Here is a 19721-nt window from a genome sequence, read left to right on the forward strand (position 1 = left end):
CCAAGATTCCAAGGCCGTAGAGACCCTTACGGCGAATTCGCCGCACCCTCACAAAGTGTTCATCGAGCTTCGACGATCCACAAAGCCTCGATCTTATCGCGATACAAGCTGGAGTTTGCGTGCGGATTTCACCTTGCCAAAACATATATAAAATTGAATATATAAAAAAATCGAATGCATGCTCAACCGTTTTATCGCGCGAAGGGGCCGGCATTACCGGCCCCAATGCACCTCTCAGCCATATCGCGTTTGCCTAGCGCCCCATGCCCTCTTTCAGCTTTGCCTCGATCGCGCTCAAATTGAACGACCCCGGCGACTGGCTGGGCGGATAGTCCCGTATGGTCTGCAGGAACTGTGCCGCGAGCGCCTGGATCGGCACGATGACAAAGGCGCGATCAAGCAGCCAGTCGTCATATATGTTCGCGTTGTGCTGGGCGCGCTCGAACGGATCACGCCGCAAGTTGAATATGAGCGGGACGCGCAGCTCGATGAATGGTTCCCGCCACACGCCAAAGGCCTGTCCTCGATTTTCCAGGAACACGACCTTCCAGTCGTCATACCGGGCGGCAACCACCTGCCCATCATCATTCACGTACCAGAATTCATGGCGCGGTGATTCTTCCGTGTTGCCGGAGAGATAGTCGACCATATTGTAGCCGTCTATGTAGTTCCGGTAGGTACGTCCGCGCAACTCGACACCATCGCGTAGCTTGCCCTTGATTTCCGGATCGCCCGCTATTGCAGCGAATGTCGGCAACCAGTCTTCATGCGCCACAATACCGTTCAGCGTCTTGCCCGCAGGGAACTGGCCCGGCCAGCGCACGAATGCCGGAACACGGTATGCACCTTCCCAGTTCGAGTTCTTTTCACTGCGGAACGGTGTCGTGCCCGCATCCGGCCAAGTATTGTAATGCGGCCCGTTATCGGTGGAATACATAACCACCGTATTGTCGGTGATGCCGAGTTCATCGAGCAGGTCCAGCAATTCCCCGACATGCATGTCATGCTCGACCATGCCGTCGTGATATTCATCGCCGCTCGGTCCGGAGATGCCGGTATGCTCCTCCTTGACGTGCGTGCGGAAATGCATGCGCGTGCCGTTCCACCACACGAAGAAGGGCGTTCCCGCTTCATGCGCTTCCCGAATGAAGCGCTTGGCTTCCGCCAGGGTCTCTTCGTCGACGGTTTCCATCCGCTTTTTGGTAAGCGCGCCTGTGTCTTCGATGCGCTGGGTCCCGTCCTCATTCGCCCACGTATGGAGCACGCCGCGCGGTCCGAACTGCTCTTCGAACGTCTTGCCGTTTGCAAGCACCATGCCTTTGGGATAATCGCGGTTTTCCGGCTCTTCCTCGGCATTCAGATGGTAGAGATTGCCGAAGAACTCATCGAACCCGTGATTGGTCGGCAGGTGTTCGTCGCGGTCGCCCTGGTGGTTCTTGCCGAACTGGCCGGTGGCGTAACCGAGCGATTTCAAGATGGTCGCCATTGTGACGTCGCTCTCCTGCCAGCCTTGTTCGGCGCCCGGCAGGCCCACCTTCGTCATCCCGCTTCTCACAGGCACGCTGCCGCCGATGAATGCGGCGCGCCCGGCGGTGCAGCTTTGCTGGGCGTAGTAGTCGGTGAAGGCCAAGCCCTCGCTGGCGATACGGTCGATATTTGGCGTGTCGTATCCCATCATGCCACGGTTGTTGTGGCTGATGTTCCACGTGCCGATATCATCGCCCCATATGACAAGTATGTTCGGTTTCTGAGCATCCTGGGCCGACGCCGGGATGGCAAGCGAGACCGCGAATGCAGCGGCCAGCAATATCCGTTTCATCTGCTCCTCCTGGTAATTCGTCAAAATCCCCCGACTTTCGAAAAAACAATCAACCCCGATACGGGCGAATTCTTCCGCTCATTCATTCCGAATTTGGAAAAACGGCTTTCCAGTCGCGCGCCATATCGACAACCAGCCAGCCACGGCCGTCCGCTTCGTCAAGGCCGCGCGCGAGCTTTCCGACATGGCTTTCACGGTCGTAGGCAAATTCGCGCTGACCATCCGTGTGGTGGACAATCAGCCCGAAGCGCGGCCCGTCGCCCGCAGTTGCCCATTCGAGCATTTGAAAGTCGCCATCCGAATTGCCGCCGACGAAGATCGGTCTTTTGCCGATTTTCGTCTCGATGCGGATTGGCTTGCCGGGACCATCATCGATAAAGGCGATGCCGGGATCCTTCTGGATCGTGGGAACGCCATTCTCCACGCTGTAGCTGGTGTTTCCGGCACTCCCGATGACCTTCTCGGGCGGAATACCGTAGACGTCCTCGGCGAAGACGCGCATGAAATGAATACCGCCCCCGGACACGATATACGTCTGGAACCCTCTGTCCCTGAGATAAGAGAGCAATTCCAGCATCGGCTGGTAGACCATCTCGTCATAAGCCATTCCCGTTTGAGGGTGTCTCGCTGTCTCCAGCCATTCTCTCGCCTCGTTCTGGAATTCATCCACCGTCAGCCCCGAATGCGAAACCTCGACGATTTCCAGCAGCGCCTGCTTGCCTCCTGCCAGTGCGCCGGAAACATCGCCGGATGCCGCTTTCTTCAGAACATCGGAGGTGAGGATGGAGGGATCGGCTTGCGCGCGCTGCTGCAGGCGATCGATAGCGAATATAAGCTGGAAATAGAGAGGTTGCTCGCTCCACAAGGTCCCGTCATTGTCGAAGACGGCGATACGGTCGTCGGGCGCTACATAAGTATCCGCGCCCTTCTCCGTCACGCGATCCACAAATTCCATGATCCGCGCCTTGCTTTCGGTATCCGACCATGAGGGCAATGGGTCAGCTTGAACGACTGAAGCGAACAGGCTGAATCCGGCGACCATTACAAAGATGCGAGCCAGCCGGCCTGGACGGCGGTCGGGACCGGGCATTGCGAGCAAATCTCGCGGGCAATGGCAAAATCCTGATCCAGCCGGCATTTATCCCAACCTTTCCAGCCACCCCGGAAAATGTTCCGCAAAACGGAGCTTTCATTAATCGCGAAAGCGGCTTTGCCTCCGTAGAAAGCGCTATATCAACCGTCGTTTGTCAGCGTTTAAGCGCAATACTTTTACGAACACTGCGGCATCCACGGTTGAGGCACTCTTCATTTTTCTTGCAAAATTTACGTATGGGAAGTTAGACCTTGGGGAAACACATGCGCCAAACTGTTGCAAGCGCCAGAGGATTGGAAACGGCACCGAGCCTGGCAACTCGAGGGATCCATGCCCTACGGTTCGCGATATATGATTTTCTTGAACGCGTGTACGTTATACACTCCAAATATATCCACGAATGGTTCAAACAACCTCGCTAGCTCATGCGTTTTTTCATTGCTGGTCGGAGCGTGATTGCAAGGATATCCCTTGCCGCATCGATGATTTTTTGCATCTCGATTGCTCCTTTCACTCAAGTGGATGCCAGACAAGGCGCGGCTCGCATTCTGATCGTCAGCGAGCACGACAGCAATCTTTTCGCGGTTCAGAAAGTTATTGAACGGTTGAAGCGCGAACTTGCGGAAACGAAGCCGACAGCCGTCGAGTTTTATATCGAGCACCTTGATTTTATTCGATTTCCCGGCTCAGCCCACCGCAAGCGCATTGCCCGGTTGATGGCTGCGAAATATGGCGACGCCCCCATCGACATAGCAATCGCCATCGGCCCGGCGGGGCTATCGTTTCTGCTGGAGAACAGGCAGGCAATCGCGCCGGACGTGCCAGTGATTGCCGGGGGTTTCTCTTGGTCATCGGTCGAAATTTCTTCGTTGCCGGATGGCGTCTATGGGGTCGCCAGCAATTTAGACGTGTCGAAAACGGTCGATCTCGCTCTTCGGCTTCAGCCTGATGCGAAGAAAATCGTTTTGCTGACCGGGTCTTCCGACTTCGACCGCATCTGGAAGGAAACCGCCCGTCAGGACCTTTCGGAGAACTACCGTGGCGTTTCGGTTGAATATCTCTCGAGCATGACACTCGACGGTTTCAAGCAAGCGGTAAAGAACTTGCCGGAAGACACGATTCTTTTGATCCTGACTGTCTTCAAGGCTGCAGATGGGCGAACTTACATCCCGCGCGATGTTACAGCTGAACTCGCCGCAATCTCCGCCGCCCCTGTGTACGCCGTCTACAGCTCATACATCGGAACCGGCGCCGTCGGGGGCTTCATCGAAACTTTCGAGGGGATTGGCACCGATATTGCGAACATGGCAAATCGGATTTTATCCGGAAGCTCTCCGAAGGAACGGTTCGTCACATCTTCCGGGTTACCGGTGGTCGACTGGCGTCAATTCGCGCGTTGGGGAATGGATGAGACACTGCTTCCTGAAAACGCTCTTGTCCTACACCGTGAGCCTTCGATCTGGGATCGATATAGGTTTCAGGTCATGGCGATCCTGGCGGTTCTGGTACTTCAATCCGGAACAATAGCGGCTTTGATCGTCCTTGATCGCAGAAAGCGGCGGATTGAGAAAGAGCTTGCGTTGGAGCGGCTGGAACTTGCTCACCTTTCGAGGACCTCGCAACTCGGAGAATTGTCGGGTTCCTTTGCGCATGAGCTGAACCAGCCGCTCACTTCGATCCTCGCCAATGCCGAAGCGGGCATTCGCCTTGTCGACAGGAAGAAGCCGGACCTTAAGGAGATCAGGAGTATTCTCGAAGATATCGCGTCTTCAGACCGCCGTGCCGCAGGCGTCATCAAGCATCTCAGGCAAATGATGCTGAAGGGCGAAGTGACTCTTGAGCCAATGGACTTGAATGACGCCGTATCGAGCACCCTTGCACTATTGCAGGGCGAACTGGTCGCACGGCAGACAAAGGTCCGCTTCATTCGCAATGCTGAAAACTTGCCAGTCAAGGGTAATATGGCGCAGCTGCAGCAGGTCGTTCTCAACCTGACACTGAACGCCGCGGATGCCATGGCTGATCTTGCCCCGGCCGATCGCCGTATAGAGATCGAAACCAATATCACGGCGAACAGATCACGCATGCTGTCGATTTCGGATCGGGGTTCCGGATTGTCCGCTGAATTGCGAGAGGCGGCGTTTCGGCCCTTTGTCAGCGGAAAAGCGAACGGGATGGGGCTCGGCCTCGCAATTTGCCGTTCGATCGCCGAGGCCCACGGCGGGATCCTGAAGTTTGACGACCAGGCCGCCGAAGGTACTCGCATCATACTCACCTTGCCATCGACGAATGGGGCGAGAGCAGGTTGGCAATGAGTGACAAACCCGCGACGGTCTATCTGATAGATGACGACGAAAGCATTCTTACCGCGCTCTCCAGGCTGCTCGCCGGCTACGGATATCGGTGTAAGCGCTATTCAAGCGCGGAAGAATTTCTGAACGCCCACGACCCGGATGCGCCCGGTTGCGCAGTGCTCGATCTCGAACTGCCGGGGCTGGATGGCTTTGCTCTTCACGAACGACTTCTAGAGATGCGCCCTGGAAGGCCTGCGATATTTCTGACCGGACGCGGGACCATTGCCGGCGGCATCAGCGCCATGAAATCCGGTGCGGTCGACTTTTTGACGAAACCGGTAGAGGCGGATCAATTCGTGATTGCGGTCGAGGCGGCCTGCCGGCGGGATATCGACGCGCGACGGGAGTACGCCCGGAAAAAATCGGTCGATGATCTATTGGCAAGCCTGACCGCGCGGGAACGGGAGGTCCTGTCCCATGTTGTGGCGGGACGGATGAACAAACAGATCGCCGCGGACCTCGGCATCGTGGAAAAAACGGTCAAGGTCCATCGTTGCCGCATGATGGCAAAGATGAGAGTGCGGACCGTCGCCGATCTTGTGCGAATAATCACACGACACGGCTCTTGAGCCTTGTTTCACTGAAAGCCATTGGACCCGAGGGCAATATCCTGCCCGGTCTTTTTCGTCGTATAAATTTCCGATGAAAGCCGAAAAAAGTCGTGATCGCAATCGTGGATGATGATGATCCCGTGCGCGGCACCCTGCAACGAATGGTTCTGTCTCTGTCGTTCGATCCGGTGGACTTTCGATCGGGCCATGAATTCGTTGCCAGCCTCGACCGTCGGGCGCCGGATTGCATGCTGCTTGACCTTCATATGCCCGGATTTAACGGGCCGGATTTATTTCGGGAACTGGCGTCAAGGCGGCGGGGGATACCGGCGATTGCCGTTACAGGGCTCGATCAGCCAGCCGGGCTTGCGCGAAAAATGCTTTGAAGCCGGAGCGGCGACTTACATGATCAAACCGCTCGAAAGCACCAAAGTGGCAAGGGCGATCGCATCCGCGACGAGGATCTGATTAAATATCGTAAGGTTCTGCGTCATTGGCGGGAAGCTTGTTACTCAATGTCGAAAATCGATCAAAATTCGAAGCGTTTTCAGACGGGTTGGGATCGTCTGTTGAATAATAATTTATCGGCAGTCGGCATATTGAGACACTTCTTCTTCAAAACAAACTGCACCGTTCCTGCGTTACTTCTTTCGGTTTTGATCATCAGTTCTTCAATTTTCGCATCCGGTCCCGCTTGGCCGCAAAACCCTTCCCCACTTTCCTTCGTCACGAGCGAGACCTGCCGGTCATGCCACTCTTCCGCATTCGAGGCATGGTCGGGCTCGCATCACGACTGGGCACTCAAGCCCGCGAGCGAACCTTATGTCCTCGGTGATTTCGACGATGCAGAATTCGCGCAAGGCGGGACGATCTATCGTTTTCATCGCGGCGGCAGCGGCTATCGCGTCGAGCAGACAGGCGCCGATGGCGGCACCGCGTCCTATGAAATAGCCTATGCCGTGGGCGTAACTCCGCTGCAGCAATATCTGGTAGAGATCGAGCCCGGTCGCCTTCAGGCGCTCGATGTTGCCTGGGATACGGATAATCGTCGCTGGTTCTACCTTTATCCCGAGCAGAAGCTGGATCCGGATGACGGCCTGCATTGGACCGGCCCTTACAAAAACTGGAACGCACGTTGCGCGGAATGTCACCAGACCGGCTACCGCAAGAATTACGATCCCCAAACGCGCATCTATTCAAGTACCTGGGGCGAGTTGAACGTCGCCTGCGAAGCTTGTCACGGCGCGGGAGAAGCGCATGTCGCGTGGGCCCGCGCCAAGGAAGCCGATGCCGATACCGTGGCGGCTATTTCAGGCTTTAAAGGTGTAGACAGCTATGGATTTCCAGAAAGGCTCGAAGGATCGAGCCAGTACCGGGAAATCAACCTCTGCTTCCGCTGCCATTCGCGGCGTGAACCGATAGGCCCGGACAGTCCGCCGGCCGCAGCCCGTTTTTCAAACCACTATCGCCTTTCCCTCCTCAGGCCGGGCCTTTACCACCCCGACGGCCAGATACGAGACGAGGTCTATGTCGCCGGTTCCTTTCTTCAAAGCCGGATGTACGCGGCTGGCGTAACCTGCTCGAGTTGCCATGATCCGCATTCCCTGAAGCTTAAGGCAAATGATAATGCGCTCTGCACGCAGTGCCATAGCCCGAACGGCAACGCTGATTTTTCGAGCCTGAAGCCCGCGCTGTATGACGATCCTGCCCACCATAACCACGAAGTGGGCGAAGAAGGCGCACGCTGCGTCGCGTGCCATATGCCGGCAACGACCTATATGCGGGTCGATCCGCGCCGTGATCACTCCTTCCGAGTACCACGGCCCGACCTTTCGGTGGCGTTCGGCGTTCCGAACGCCTGCACCGGATGTCATGAGGGCAGGACGAGCGAATGGGCAGTGGAAACGGTGAAGCAGTGGTTTCCGGACGGTCGCTCCGGCACGCAATCCCTCGCTCATTTCCTGAACCCCAACATGACGCTCGACGATGCAGCAGTCGAACGTCTCGCGAATTACGCGGACGAGGTAGAAAATCCGGGCATCTCACGCGCAAGCGTGCTTGACCGGCTGTTGCAGACGGCCTCACCCCGGATCGCATCTCGCGTGGCATCTCTCCTAAACGATGAAGATCCACTGGTGAGGTCGGCGGCTATCGAGCTTCAGGCTGCTGCCGAGCCGGACAACTTGCTGACGCGTCTCCTTCCGCTTCTCTCCGATCCGGTGAAGAGCGTGCGGATTGATGCTGCGAGGAACATGATCGCCGTATTGGCCCGGCCGATACCCGATGACAAACGGCAGGCCCTGTCGGCAGCCTTCAGGGACTATCAGTCTTCGCTGGCAGCCAAGGCGGACTTTCCGGAAACGCAAATGGCGATCGGCGGCCTTGCCCTCGCCCTCCGAAACGTCCCGGCTGCGGATCAGGCGTTCCGCACTGCCGTCGAACTCGACCCCCAGCTTCATGAGGCGTGGCGAATGCGCGCCCGGATAGCCTGGGCGACCGGAAATCCGCAAGACGCGATTTCGATCGCCGAGGAGGGATTGAAGAAAAAACCTGACAGCGCGCTCCTGATGTCGACCCTGGCGGAGATACTCGGATCGATGGGTCGTCAGGAGGAGGCGCTACGCTATATGCAGCGTTCACAAGAAGCAGCACGCCAGAGCCAAAACGCTCAGTAAGTTACGGCATATTTTCCCTTACTCTAAAGAAGTATTCAGTTTTCCTAATTTCATAATTTCCGATGGGAGTAATACATACTTTCTTTTCAAAGCAGAAAATGCGATATTTCCTCAATAGAAAAAACATGCAGATTTTATCAACTCAGAGTCGCAAGCCATTTTTTATTGCGGCAACTTCTGACAGTTATCAGCCCTGTGAATGCAAGCGACGACCGAATTTTGATTTTCGTCGGTGAGAATCCTTGGGGCCGAATTCACACAACGGAGGAAAGAAAATGCCCGGATACACGAAAAAATTGGCAATATTCCTTGGCTGCTCGGCTTTTATCATCGCAGCGCCGGTATTTGCCCTCGCCGATTGCGCGGAGGACATCGACAAGGTGGAGCGCGCGCTAGGCCAGGCCGGCGACAGTGGCATCGACGAAACCACCGCTGACACTATGCGCCAGCTTCTCGATCAAGCCAATGAGCAGCGACGCGACGGCAATGAAGAACAATGCCAGGAGCTGATCAATCAAGCCAAGCAGATGGGCAACGTCGAATAGCGACTAGCCAGTGATCTTCGGGGAGGGAGGATCCGGCGGATGACATCATGACGTTTCGGCATCCGCTTGCCAGCGCAGATTCCGTATTGCCCGGCATCTCGGGCCGTATACCCCCCGCGTTCGACGGCTAGTCCTGCATCACTCTTGTGAAGTACTGCGGGCCGAAGGGCTATCCTTGCTTCGCGGAAGGCGGCAACATGGACATGTCGCCCAAGGTCGTGCAGAACTCTTTCACACGCATCTCCATGGTGCCTATCTCCGGGTGAATTTGAATTTGCCCGGAGACGGGCGCGCAGAGGACGTAGCCCGTGACAGTCCTTGAAACACCCGTCGCCATCGTCGGGCTGGGCAAGATCGCGGTCGACCAGCACCTGCCGTCGATCGCCACCTCGCCCGCTTTCCACCTCGGCGCGGTTGTCAGCCGCCATGCGTCCATGGAAGGCATTCCCTCCTATAAGACCCTTGGCGAAATGCTGGCGAATGAGCCGGATGTGCCGGCCGTCGCCCTTTGTGTTCCCCCGCAAGTCCGCTTCGACCTCGCGTATGAAGCGCTTTGCGCAGGGCGCCATGTATTGCTCGAAAAGCCACCCGGCGCCTCCCTTTCGGAGGTCGAGGCACTGTGTGATCTAGCCGAAGCGAATGGCTGCGTCCTCTTCGCCACCTGGCATTCGCGCTTTGCCAAAGGGGTGGCGAAGGCGAAGGAATGGCTTGCGGCGCGTGACATCGGCAAGGTCAAGATCACCTGGCGCGAGGACGTCCGTCATTGGCATCCGGGCCAGCAATGGATCTGGCAGCCGGGCGGCCTCGGCGTCTTCGATCCGGGCATAAACGCGCTTTCGATCCTGACCGAAATCCTGCCCTCCCCCGTCCATATGACCGCGGCGGAGCTTGAGTTTCCGGAAAACCGCGACACGCCGATTGCAGCAAGGCTTTCAATGCGTGGCGCGGGAAATCTAATTGTCGAAGCGGATTTCGACTGGCGCCAGACCGGCCCGCAAACCTGGAATATCGAGGTTGAAACCGACCATGGGGTCTTGCGCCTGACCGGTGGGGGAGCGCATCTTGAAGTCGACGGACGTAACATGACGGATGCCGAGGCGCTCCAATCGGAGTATGACGGCATCTATAGCCGCTTTGCCGAATTGCTGCGGGAGAGCCGGAGCGAGGTCGACAACTCCCCGCTTCGCCACGTGGCGGACGCCTTCATGCTCGGCAAACGGCGTGTCGCGGCTCCTTTCAACGACTGACCAAGAGAATGACCATGCTCGATAAACCTGTCTTCAAACCGCACGGGCGCCACCTGATCGCCGGCGAATGGGTCGGCGGCACAACGACGTTTGCTTCAAGCCCGGCGCACGGACCGTCTTTCGATTATTCGGTCGGCACGCCGGAGCATGTCGATGCCGCGGCAAGGGCCGCGGAGGAGGCTTTCTGGACGTACGGTTACAGCACCCGGGCGGAACGCGCGGCATTCCTCAACGCAATCGCCGACGAGGTCGAGGCGCGCGGCGAAGCGATCACCGAAATCGGAACCTCGGAGACCGGACTGCCGCAGGCCCGCCTAGAGGGCGAGCGCGGCCGCACCGTCGGCCAGCTTCGCCTCTTCGCCTCGCACATCGAGGAAGGCGACTATCTGGACCGCCGCCACGACGTAGCGTTGCCGGACCGCAAGCCCCTGCCCCGCCCGGACCTGAAGCTGATCCAGCGTCCCGTCGGTCCGGTCGCCGTCTTCGGCGCGTCGAACTTCCCGCTCGCCTTTTCCACGGCGGGCGGCGACACGGCATCCGCGCTTGCAGCCGGCTGCCCTGTGGTCGTAAAGGGCCACTCCGCCCACCCTGGTACGGGAGAGATCGTTGCCGAAGCGATCGACGCAGCGATCAGGAAATGCGGCGTGCATCGCGGCGTCTTCTCCTTCATCCAGGGCGGCAAGCGTGATGTGGGCCAGTCCCTGGTCCAGCATCCGCTCATCAAGGCGGTCGGCTTTACGGGTTCTCTCGCCGGCGGGCGGGCGTTGTTCGACCTTTGCGCGGCCCGACCCGAGCCGATCCCCTTCTTCGGCGAGCTCGGCTCGGTCAACCCGATGTTCCTGCTTCCTGCAGCCCTCTCTGCGCGTGGCGCCGATATCGCGAAAGGCTGGGCGGGCTCGCTCACCATGGGCGCCGGCCAGTTCTGTACCAACCCGGGCATTTCTGTCGTCATCGACGGGCCGGATGCCGATGTTTATGTGGAAGCTGCCGCCGGCGCGCTTGGCGAAGTCGGCGCGCAGGTCATGCTGACGGATGGTATCGCCGCAGCCTACCGGGAAGGCCGCGACCGTGTCGCGGGCTCAAGCGGCGTTCGCGAGGTGCTGACGTCGACTTGCGACCTTCGCAATGCGACGCCCTATCTCTTCTCCACCTCGGGCAAGGATTGGCTTTCGAACCGCGAGCTTGGGGAAGAGGTTTTCGGCCCGCTCGGTCTCGTGGTTCGGGCCACGGATTTTTCGGAAATGCTTGAGGTTGCCAAGAGCCTGGAAGGCCAGCTCACCGCGACGTTGCATATGGACGATGCGGACGCCGGCGAGGCGCGCCAGCTTCTCCCCATTCTGGAGCGCAAGGCGGGGCGACTTCTCGCCAACGGATTTCCGACCGGTGTCGAAGTGGCGGACGCGATGGTCCACGGCGGGCCTTATCCGGCATCCACAAATTTCGGCGCGACTTCGGTCGGCACCATGGCGATCCGCCGTTTCCTGAGGCCCGTTTGCTATCAGAACATGCCGGAAAGCATACTCCCGGAGGACCTCAACACCTGATCCTTAGCGATTTTCAGCTGGCGGCGTCGAAGGGAGCCGTCAGCCCTTCTTCGCGCATTCCAGCACATCGGCTATTCGCGCTGACTGATCATCGGTCAGCGGCCAGGCCGCGGGCGGGCGGGCGTGCCCGCAGTCATGGCCGAGCATCGCAAGCGCCGCCTTGACGCCGGAAACGTTCGCTCCCCCGTTTTCTTCCGCACGAACATCCTCGAAGGCGCGCATACCCTCGATCAGGCGGCGCGCCTCGGCATAATCCTGCCGTTCAAGCGCAGCATGGATCGCGACGGAGCGCTCGGGCCAGACGTTGATCAACCCCGACGTGAACCCGCGCGCGCCAACCGCGTAAAACGCCGGTGCCCAGATTTCGGCAAGCCCACCCACCCATACGATATTCGGCTCGCATGCCCCCATCGCCGCGGCCAGCTTCATCGGGTTGGGCGTTGCCCATTTGACGCCGACGACAGAGGAAATAGCGCAAATTTCCGCAATCGCCTGCGTGCCGATCGCATCGTTGCGGATGTACAAGACAAGCGGCAGCCCGTCGGCGGCATCGGCGATCCGGCGAACGTAATTTACCGTTCCTCTTGGCGAGACGAAGGGATCCGGCAACTGGTGGACCATCAATGCCGAGCACCCTGCTTCGGCGGATGCCCGCGCCAGCGCGCAAGCGTCCTGTACGGACCGTCCCACACCTCCGATCAGCGGCACACGGCCATCGACCATACGCGCCGTCTCGGCGACCGTCGCCAAAGCTTCGTCGAGCGTAAGGCTGTAGAATTCGCCCGTATTTCCGTTGGAAACGAGGATGTGGACGCCTGCGTCTATCGCTTGGTCAATGACCGGACGGAGCGGCTTTGCATCGATCCGGTCGGCGCTGTCGAATGGCGTCACAAGGATGCCGGAAATTCCAGCCAGTGAATTGCGAAGTCCAGTTGCGTCTGTCATCGCAGCCATCCTGAAGTGTTGGAGAAATTCGATGGTCGGATGCGATCATGAATCGAACATCGCAGTCTACGGCTATACTGCCCGGGTTGCAGACGTAATACTACCTGTACTCGATTCCGGGCCTCGGGCCCGGCCAGCCAACTCGAATTCCTGACCGGCGAAAAATGGAAAATCGAACGAAAAAACCGGAAAACCTCCGCTCGGCGCGCTGGTTTGCGCCCGACGACCTTCGCAGTTTCGGCCACCGCTCGCGCATGATGCAACTCGGCTATGCGGAAGAGGATTTCCGCGACAGGCCGGTCATCGGCATCCTGAACACCTGGTCGGAACTCAACACCTGCCACGCGCATTTTCCCGAGCGAGTAAAGGACGTGAAACGCGGCGTATTGCAGGCGGGTGGATTCGCGGTCGAAATGCCGGCGCTTTCGGTGGACGAGAGCTTCACCAAGCCGACATCGATGCTCTATCGCAACATGCTGGCGATGGAGACGGAGGAGATCATCCGCTCGCACCCGCTCGACGGTATCGTTCTCATGGGCGGTTGCGACAAGACAACCCCCGGCCTGATCATGGGCGCGATTTCGGCCGGCGTGCCTATGATCTTCCTGCCCGCCGGTCCCATGCTGCGCGGCAACTATGCGGGCAAGGTCCTGGGCTCCGGCTCGGACGCCTGGAAATACTGGGACGAGCGACGCGCCGGTAACGTCACCGACAAGGAATGGCTCGGCATCCAGGGCGGCATAGCGCGTTCCGCCGGAACCTGCATGACCATGGGCACCGCCTCCACCATGACGGCGATCGCCGAAGCACTGGGGCTGACGCTGCCCGGCGCTTCCTCCATTCCGGCTGTGGATTCCGGTCATCAACGCATGGGCTCTGCCTGCGGGCGGCGGATCGTGGAAATGGTCTGGGAGGACCTGACGCCTGATCGGATTCTTACAGAAGCCGCTGTGAAAAACGCCGCGACCGTGGCGATGGCGACGGGATGTTCCACCAACGCCGTCGTTCATCTGATCGCCATGGCGCGCCGCGCAGGCATCGGCCTCACGCTCGATGATCTCGACGAACTGGGGCGCATCACGCCGCTCATCGCCAACGTCCGCCCCGCCGGCAAGGACTACCTCATGGAGGATTTCTATTACGCAGGCGGCTTGGGCGCGTTGATGAAGCAACTCGAGGGTCAACTGGATTGCACCGCGTTGACGGTAACTGGCAGGAGTATGGGCGAGAACCTCGAAGGTGCCGAGGTCTACAATGACGATGTCATCCGCCCGCTTTCAAACCCGGTCTATCACGAAGGCTCGCTCGCGGTTCTGCGGGGCAACCTGTGCCCGGACGGCGCGGTGATCAAGCCCGCCGCCTGCGATCCGAAGTTCCACCTGCACGAAGGCCCCGCGCTGGTCTTCGACAGCTATCCGGAGATGAAGGCGGCGATTGACGATGAAAACCTTGTCGTCACCCCCGATCACGTTCTGGTGCTACGCAATGCCGGGCCGCAAGGGGGGCCAGGCTTTCCCGAATGGGGCATGCTGCCCATCCCGAAGGCCTTGATCAAGCAGGGGCATCGAGACATGTTGCGGATTTCCGATGCCCGCATGTCCGGCACTTCCTACGGCGCATGCGTTTTGCACGTCGCGCCCGAAAGCTACGTCGGCGGGCCGCTCGCCCTCTTGAAGACGGGCGATATCGTACGTCTCGACCTTGCGAACCGGCGCCTCGACATGCTGGTCGACGACGCGGAACTGGAACGACGGCGCGCGGAATGGAAAAGCCCGGAGCCGCGTTTCGAACGGGGTTATGGCTACATGTTCTCGCGCCATGTCACCCAGGCGGACCAGGGCTGCGATTTCGACTTCCTGCAAACCGATTTCGGGCACACCGCCGGCGAACCCGATATCTTTTGAGAATGAAATGACCGATTTCATTCTTTGATTTGACGCGGAATTCGCAAATCATGGGAGAAAAGCCTGCGGCCTTGACCGGACACCGCCGGGCTTCACGGGAAAGCGCAGCGTCTTAAGCGCATTCAGGACCGCGCTTCGTCTTCGGCTTCCGCCTCGGCCTGTTCGGCGGCCCACTCCCCTGCTGCCTGAACGGCCACTGTCGAAGCGGTGGGCAGAACGCCCAGATAGCTTTCGGTTTCCTCCACGGGGGTGGCAGCACGCTGCGTCATGCGGTAGAGCGCATAAAGCGCGATGGCGCCGAAGGTCACACCCAGCACCAGCCAGAACGCGAGCGGTCCAAGCTGCTCCATCGACCAGCCGGTAATCAGCGGGCCCACGATAGCGCCGAGCCCGAAAGTGAAGACGAGCCCGCCGGACGCGGCCGGCATTTCTTCGGCCGACAGAAAGTCGTTGGTATAGGCGAGGAACAGGGCGTAGAGCGGCGTCGTCACGCCCCCCGCGAAAAAAGCCGCCGCCATCATCGGCCACAGGCCGCCGCCGGCGATCCAGCCCAACGCGCAGGATGCAGCGCCGAAACAGGCCGCGCCGAAGATCAGCCTGCGCCGGTCGATCCGGTCGGAGAGCCAGCCAATCGGGTATTGCAGCGTCAGCGCTCCCGCGAACAGCATCGCCACGAAAAGCGCGATGCTGTTCGCCGTCATTCCGATCTCGGTCCCGAAAACCGCTCCCATGCCCGATTGGGTCGCATAGATGCTGCCCAGCAGGAAAATCCCGACAGTTCCCAGCGGCGATCCCGCGAAAAGCGCGCGCAGGGACATCGGGCGTCCGACTTCGGTTTCCGGGGCCCGGGTGGCGGACAGGAGGATCGGCGCGAAAGACACCGAAACAAGGATCGAGGCACCGATGAACAGCACAGAGGTGCCCGCATCCCCCAGCGTGAGCAACCCTTGCGCCCCGATGATGCCAAGTGTCTGGGCAATCATGTAGGCCGAGAGCATCTTGCCGCGTGTTTCGTTCGTCGCAGCATCGTTCAACCAGCTTTCGGCGGCGACGTAGATTCCCGACATGCAAAAGCCGATGAGCACCCGCAGCAACGTCCAGGCGATTGGGTCAGTCAGCAGCGGAAATGAAATCAGCCCCGCCGACATGAAGCTGCCAAGAGCCGCGAAGACGCGCACATGCCCCACGCGGCGGATCAGCGTCGGCGTGTAACGCGCGCCCGACAAAAAACCCATGAAGTAACCAGAGGTGACGATGGCCAGTTCCGCCGCCGAAAATCCCTCGATTCCGCCGCGCAAGCCGATCAATGTGAAATGCATGCCGTTGCCCAGCATGATGAGAACGATACCGAGCAGAAGAGCCCAGACGCCGGACAAGGCTTGTTTCATCGATCGTCCCCCAACGCTTTCCGGCCTTTTCGTCCGGGTGCCGCCGACCGAGCGGCGAGCCGCGTTACCCCCTGAAGGGTATGGGATGCATGGTGGTTCTCGTCAAACTTTCTCGTCAACAAGCTGCCCGCGCAGAAACCCCACATTGACCGCGAGCCCCGGAAGGAGCCACTGGAAGAGGCGGACCACGGACAGCACCTCGTCTGCGGTTGCGTCGGCATCGGCTGCAGCGCGAAGTTCCCTGGCGGTGACGCGGGTGTTGTTCGGCAGGCTGGCCGCGAGATGCACCGCGCGGTCGTGCACCCGTGCAACGCGCCTTTCATAGTTTGGGCCCGAGATGGCTTTTTTCAGGTCAGTCCATGCGGGTACGAAGTAGCTCGGCCAGCGGGCGAAGGCGCGGTAATCGGTATTCACGAACGGCAGCCCCAGCGTTGCTCGAATATCCGCGTAGAGCGATGCGATGGTGGGGTCGGCATGGTGCGCTTCGATCAGGGTCGGCTTTTGTTGCCCCCGCCTCGCAATGACGGGCGCATCCGAAATGACATCGCTTCGCCACTCGTGTCCCTCCAGAAGGAGGCGGGCAAGAGACGCCATCAGGAGATACGGCATGTTTCCGGCCGAGAAGATCTCGTTGCAGGCGCGGATGTCGTAAAGTTCAGCCTCGTCATATCCCAGCGTTCTGAGGCGGGGCCGTATCGTCGGCGGTTCAAGGGCTGCGGCCTCGCGCTCGGCGCAGGACCTGAGGTCGCTACAGGCATTTGCGAAGGCGGCGCCGGAAACCATCGGCTCCATTGCGTTCCACAAACATTCGTAGAACCGGCGGTAATGAGCGAAGGCCATGGCCACGACACCCATCCACGGAACGCCTAACCCGGCCTTCGTCCGCTCGTAAACATCTGCCAGATCGCTCTGCGCGGCATATTCCGGCACCGGGTTGATCGCCGGGATCGGATCAGGCTTGAGCCGTGGCAGGTCAGGCATCGGTCAGTCCCTCCGGAACGTTTCCGCTCCACTTGAAAAACTCTTCGAGAAAGCCGAGCGCCTTCGCGCGTCAGGCTATCAGAAGTGTACTGGTTGATTCTGGTTCCCTTCAATGACTACCTCACATGAGAATGGTCAAGGGGCAAGCGGCTGATCCCGAATACAGTGGATCCGAATTCGAGCAAACTTCCGATCCTGAAAGCGTGCCGGCAACGATCTTCAAGGCCGGCACCGGCCACAGCGCGAGGAGACCTGGAGTTTATCCCGCGAGACACGGATCGGACATCTCGACAAGGTTTTACTCGATTTATTGATCCTTGAGCTATTTCCTGTCCTTCAGCGAACCTGCTGGAAGGTACGGCGCTCCATGTCCCAGCCTCGATAAACAGGCTGAAATGAGCGCCACCTGAAGAACCACGTTCTTGAAGGGAGTTGACGATGAGCAAGGCACAGGTGATCCACAAACTGGGGCCGCCCGAGGTCATGCATTGGCAGGACTGGGCCGTGCCGGACCCGGCTCCAGGCGAGGTCCGGCTGCGACACACGGCGATCGGCGTGAATTTCGCTGACACTTACCACCGGGGCGGCATATCGCATCCCTGGAAAGTGGACGAGCCGCCGGTCGTGATCGGCTTCGAAGGCGTGGGCGTCGTCGAAGGCGTCGGCGATGGCGTAACGGAGTTCCGAACGGGCGACAGGGTGGCTTATGGAATTCCGCCGCTGGGCAGCTATGCGGAGGTGCGCAACTACCCTGCAGACAAGCTGTTGCACATGCCCGAAGGGCTCGATGACAAGCAGGTCGCCGCTCTTCTCATGAAGGGCATGACAGCACACTACCTGCTGCACCGGACCTATGCCGTAAAACCCGGTGACACTATCCTCGTCCATGCCGCAGCGGGCGGTATGGGCTTGATCCTCTGCCAATGGGCGAAGGCGCTGGGTGCCACGGTGGTCGGCACCGTCTCGACGCCGGAAAAGGCCGAGGTCGCCCGCACGGCAGGCTGCCATTATCCGGTGGTCCGCTCTGAGCAAAGCTTCGTCGACGTAGTTCGCGAGGTGACGGATGGGGAAGGCTGCGCCGTCGTCTACGAGGCAATCGGCAAGGATACGCTGCAGGACAGTCTGGACTGTCTGCGCCTGATGGGGGTCTGCGCCGCCTATGGTCACGTCTCCGGCCCACCCGACCCGGTGGACATTATCCAGGATCTCGGGCGGCGCGGCTCTCTCTTCATCACGCGGCCCGCGATCATGCATTACGTTGCCAAGCGAACCGACCTCGAATGGACGGCCCGCGACCTGTTCAAAGCCATTGGCGACGGCATCCTCAATGCCAACATCAACTACGAATACCCGCTGAGGGACGCGGTGCAGGCACACAAGGCCATAGAATCCGGCAATACGCTGGGCGCGACGGTGCTGATACCGTGAGGCTGTCGGGTATCAGGGGCCGGACCCAAAAAACACGATGGTCAAGATACCGAGCCGCTTTGGGGGCGCGCCGTGCAAAAGACCGATACCCATCCAGCTTGCGGCTTCGGATCGGCTTTTCGGCGCATGAATTCGGGCTTTTGTTACGCAGTAGATAGCCCTGAAAAGCCTCCCTGAGTTGAGAGAAGCTGAAAAGGGATACATTTTCAGAGAGTTTTGAGAAAATAAGTGGCGGAGGGGAAGGGATTCGAACCCTCGAGACGGTTTCCCGTCTACTCCCTTAGCAGGGGAGCGCCTTCGACCACTCGGCCACCCCTCCGTCGCTCTCTCGATAGACGAGAAAGGCGGGCAATTCCAACCCTTTTTTTCATACCAGGCCGGAATATTGTGCAAACAGCCTTCGTCGCTCCTCGCCACCGACGGCCACTGGCAAACCGCGGACGTTCCGCGCGAAGCGCCGGCATGTCCGGCAACCGACAGGGCGGACCCTGCCCGGCGGCCGGATCAGCCGTCTTTCGCGGCGAACCTGTGCCCCGTCATCAATGCAGGCTCAGCCATTCGCGCGCCTGGCGCTGCGCTTCGGCGATCTGCTCGCGCGTCAGTTCAGCGGCGATTTCCTGGCGGCGCTGAGCCGCCTCCCGGCTGCCCTTCATCGCAGCAAGGTTGAACCACTTGTGCGCGGCCACAAGGTCTTCCGCACCATTGAGCCCGCATGCGCTGTCGAGACCGAACTGCAGGAGAATATCCGCGCTTGCGGGCTTTTCACCCATGGCAGCAAGATCGGCGGATGCAATTTCAAATCGAGCCATGACACATTCCCTTCTGCTTTGTTCCGGCAGGAAACGCGCCGGATGATCTGAAAAGGACGTAATGTCTTCATGCTTTCATCGCCCTTCGAAAGGAATTCTGGCTACAGTGATTGAACAGCTACTTAAATTTTTAAATTAACGAGACCCGAATTTTCTGAAAATATTTGGTAAATTTTACATTTCAGTTACCAACGAATCTCGAATATTGGAGCGAAAACAAAGACAATCTTGCTTTCCGCTCCGCTTGACGTTTGCCATTCATTCACCATCAAGCGAATTTGCCGGATATTTTCAGAAAGTTCCGGAGCGCATATGTGCCCCCGCGATCACTTTTTATCGCGATGCTCGAATATGCCGTAACGGCACGACTTTAAACTCCCACGCATCGCCATTAATGTGACGTTTGCGTAAAGGTCAGGCAATTATCGGCCTGCCATT

15 protein-coding genes and 1 tRNA gene are annotated in these 19721 nt (G+C 59.2%); 9 read left to right on the forward strand and 7 right to left on the reverse strand.

Annotated elements, in window-relative coordinates; all coding sequences use genetic code 11:
- Positions 1-253: 253 nt before the first annotated feature.
- Both HPQ64_RS15620 and HPQ64_RS15625 read right to left on the reverse strand, forming a co-directional pair.
- Positions 254-1819 (reverse strand): arylsulfatase, encoded by a 1566-nt coding sequence (locus tag HPQ64_RS15620; RefSeq protein WP_172889423.1) that lies wholly within the window; start codon positions 1817-1819, stop codon positions 254-256.
- A gap of 82 nt (positions 1820-1901) precedes the next feature.
- On the reverse strand, positions 1902-2774 hold the full coding sequence (locus HPQ64_RS15625) for an HAD family hydrolase (protein WP_246270721.1): 873 nt from the start codon (positions 2772-2774) through the stop codon (positions 1902-1904).
- Between the two features lie 563 nt (positions 2775-3337).
- Between HPQ64_RS15625 and HPQ64_RS15630 the strand changes: the two genes are divergently transcribed.
- The 7 genes from HPQ64_RS15630 (at position 3338) to HPQ64_RS15660 (ending at position 11828) form a co-directional block, all read left to right on the forward strand.
- Entirely contained in the window at positions 3338-5227 is a 1890-nt protein-coding gene (locus HPQ64_RS15630) for a sensor histidine kinase (RefSeq protein WP_172889424.1), read from the forward strand.
- Entirely contained in the window at positions 5224-5835 is a 612-nt protein-coding gene (locus HPQ64_RS15635; protein WP_172889425.1) for a response regulator transcription factor, read from the forward strand. The genes HPQ64_RS15630 and HPQ64_RS15635 overlap by 4 nt, the downstream gene beginning before the upstream one ends.
- A gap of 92 nt (positions 5836-5927) precedes the next feature.
- On the forward strand, positions 5928-6203 hold the full coding sequence (locus HPQ64_RS15640; RefSeq protein WP_172889426.1) for a response regulator: 276 nt from the start codon (positions 5928-5930) through the stop codon (positions 6201-6203).
- Positions 6204-6473: 270 nt separating this feature from the next.
- On the forward strand, positions 6474-8492 hold the full coding sequence (locus HPQ64_RS15645) for a cytochrome c3 family protein (RefSeq protein ID WP_172889427.1): 2019 nt from the start codon (positions 6474-6476) through the stop codon (positions 8490-8492).
- A 275-nt stretch (positions 8493-8767) separates the two neighbouring features.
- Complete coding sequence (locus tag HPQ64_RS15650) at positions 8768-9037, forward strand: hypothetical protein (protein WP_172889428.1); 270 nt, start codon at positions 8768-8770, stop codon at positions 9035-9037.
- A 308-nt stretch (positions 9038-9345) separates the two neighbouring features.
- Entirely contained in the window at positions 9346-10284 is a 939-nt protein-coding gene (locus HPQ64_RS15655; protein ID WP_172889429.1) for a Gfo/Idh/MocA family oxidoreductase, read from the forward strand.
- A gap of 14 nt (positions 10285-10298) precedes the next feature.
- Complete coding sequence (locus tag HPQ64_RS15660) at positions 10299-11828, forward strand: aldehyde dehydrogenase (NADP(+)) (RefSeq protein ID WP_172889430.1); 1530 nt, start codon at positions 10299-10301, stop codon at positions 11826-11828.
- 39 nt (positions 11829-11867) lie between these two features.
- Here the strand turns inward: HPQ64_RS15660 and HPQ64_RS15665 are convergent, their stop codons facing one another.
- Positions 11868-12773, reverse strand: a complete 906-nt coding sequence (locus tag HPQ64_RS15665) for a dihydrodipicolinate synthase family protein (protein WP_172889431.1) — start codon at positions 12771-12773, stop codon at positions 11868-11870.
- Between the two features lie 164 nt (positions 12774-12937).
- Here HPQ64_RS15665 and araD point away from each other — a divergent pair, with 164 nt between their 5' ends.
- On the forward strand, positions 12938-14677 hold the full coding sequence (gene araD, locus HPQ64_RS15670; protein WP_172889432.1) for an L-arabinonate dehydratase: 1740 nt from the start codon (positions 12938-12940) through the stop codon (positions 14675-14677).
- 122 nt (positions 14678-14799) lie between these two features.
- Here the strand turns inward: araD and HPQ64_RS15675 are convergent, their stop codons facing one another.
- Together HPQ64_RS15675 and HPQ64_RS15680 are read right to left on the reverse strand one after the other, a co-directional pair.
- The gene (locus tag HPQ64_RS15675) at positions 14800-16065 is read right to left on the reverse strand and encodes an MFS transporter (RefSeq protein ID WP_172889433.1); all 1266 of its coding nucleotides are present in this window, start codon (positions 16063-16065) and stop codon (positions 14800-14802) included.
- 102 nt (positions 16066-16167) lie between these two features.
- A complete protein-coding gene (locus tag HPQ64_RS15680; RefSeq protein WP_172889434.1) occupies positions 16168-17046 on the reverse strand; it encodes a hypothetical protein in 879 nt (292 codons plus the stop codon).
- A 438-nt stretch (positions 17047-17484) separates the two neighbouring features.
- Between HPQ64_RS15680 and HPQ64_RS15685 the strand changes: the two genes are divergently transcribed.
- A complete protein-coding gene (locus tag HPQ64_RS15685) occupies positions 17485-18474 on the forward strand; it encodes a quinone oxidoreductase family protein (protein WP_172889435.1) in 990 nt (329 codons plus the stop codon).
- A gap of 229 nt (positions 18475-18703) precedes the next feature.
- Here the strand turns inward: HPQ64_RS15685 and HPQ64_RS15690 are convergent.
- A tRNA-Ser gene (locus tag HPQ64_RS15690) sits at positions 18704-18793 on the reverse strand.
- A gap of 220 nt (positions 18794-19013) precedes the next feature.
- Entirely contained in the window at positions 19014-19283 is a 270-nt protein-coding gene (locus HPQ64_RS15695; protein ID WP_172889436.1) for a hypothetical protein, read from the reverse strand.
- Positions 19284-19721 lie beyond the last annotated feature (438 nt).

The organism is Hongsoonwoonella zoysiae (assembly GCF_013266695.1).
Lineage (GTDB): Bacteria > Pseudomonadota > Alphaproteobacteria > Rhizobiales > Stappiaceae > Hongsoonwoonella > Hongsoonwoonella zoysiae.

What these genes read in the sequence shown, in the direction of transcription:
- HPQ64_RS15675 (WP_172889433.1), bottom strand. Translation starts at nt 16,065, where the DNA reads ATGAAACAAGCCTTGTCCGGCGTCTGGGCTCTTCTGCTCGGTATCGTT.
- HPQ64_RS15695 (WP_172889436.1), bottom strand. Translation starts at nt 19,283, where the DNA reads ATGGCTCGATTTGAAATTGCATCCGCCGATCTTGCTGCCATGGGTGAA.
- HPQ64_RS15660 (WP_172889430.1), top strand. Translation starts at nt 10,299, where the DNA reads ATGCTCGATAAACCTGTCTTCAAACCGCACGGGCGCCACCTGATCGCC.
- araD (WP_172889432.1), top strand. Translation starts at nt 12,938, where the DNA reads ATGGAAAATCGAACGAAAAAACCGGAAAACCTCCGCTCGGCGCGCTGG.
- HPQ64_RS15685 (WP_172889435.1), top strand. Translation starts at nt 17,485, where the DNA reads ATGAGCAAGGCACAGGTGATCCACAAACTGGGGCCGCCCGAGGTCATG.
- HPQ64_RS15630 (WP_172889424.1), top strand. Translation starts at nt 3,338, where the DNA reads ATGCGTTTTTTCATTGCTGGTCGGAGCGTGATTGCAAGGATATCCCTT.
- HPQ64_RS15650 (WP_172889428.1), top strand. Translation starts at nt 8,768, where the DNA reads ATGCCCGGATACACGAAAAAATTGGCAATATTCCTTGGCTGCTCGGCT.
- HPQ64_RS15635 (WP_172889425.1), top strand. Translation starts at nt 5,224, where the DNA reads ATGAGTGACAAACCCGCGACGGTCTATCTGATAGATGACGACGAAAGC.
- HPQ64_RS15620 (WP_172889423.1), bottom strand. Translation starts at nt 1,819, where the DNA reads ATGAAACGGATATTGCTGGCCGCTGCATTCGCGGTCTCGCTTGCCATC.
- HPQ64_RS15665 (WP_172889431.1), bottom strand. Translation starts at nt 12,773, where the DNA reads ATGACAGACGCAACTGGACTTCGCAATTCACTGGCTGGAATTTCCGGC.
- HPQ64_RS15680 (WP_172889434.1), bottom strand. Translation starts at nt 17,046, where the DNA reads ATGCCTGACCTGCCACGGCTCAAGCCTGATCCGATCCCGGCGATCAAC.
- HPQ64_RS15625 (WP_246270721.1), bottom strand. Translation starts at nt 2,774, where the DNA reads ATGGAATTTGTGGATCGCGTGACGGAGAAGGGCGCGGATACTTATGTA.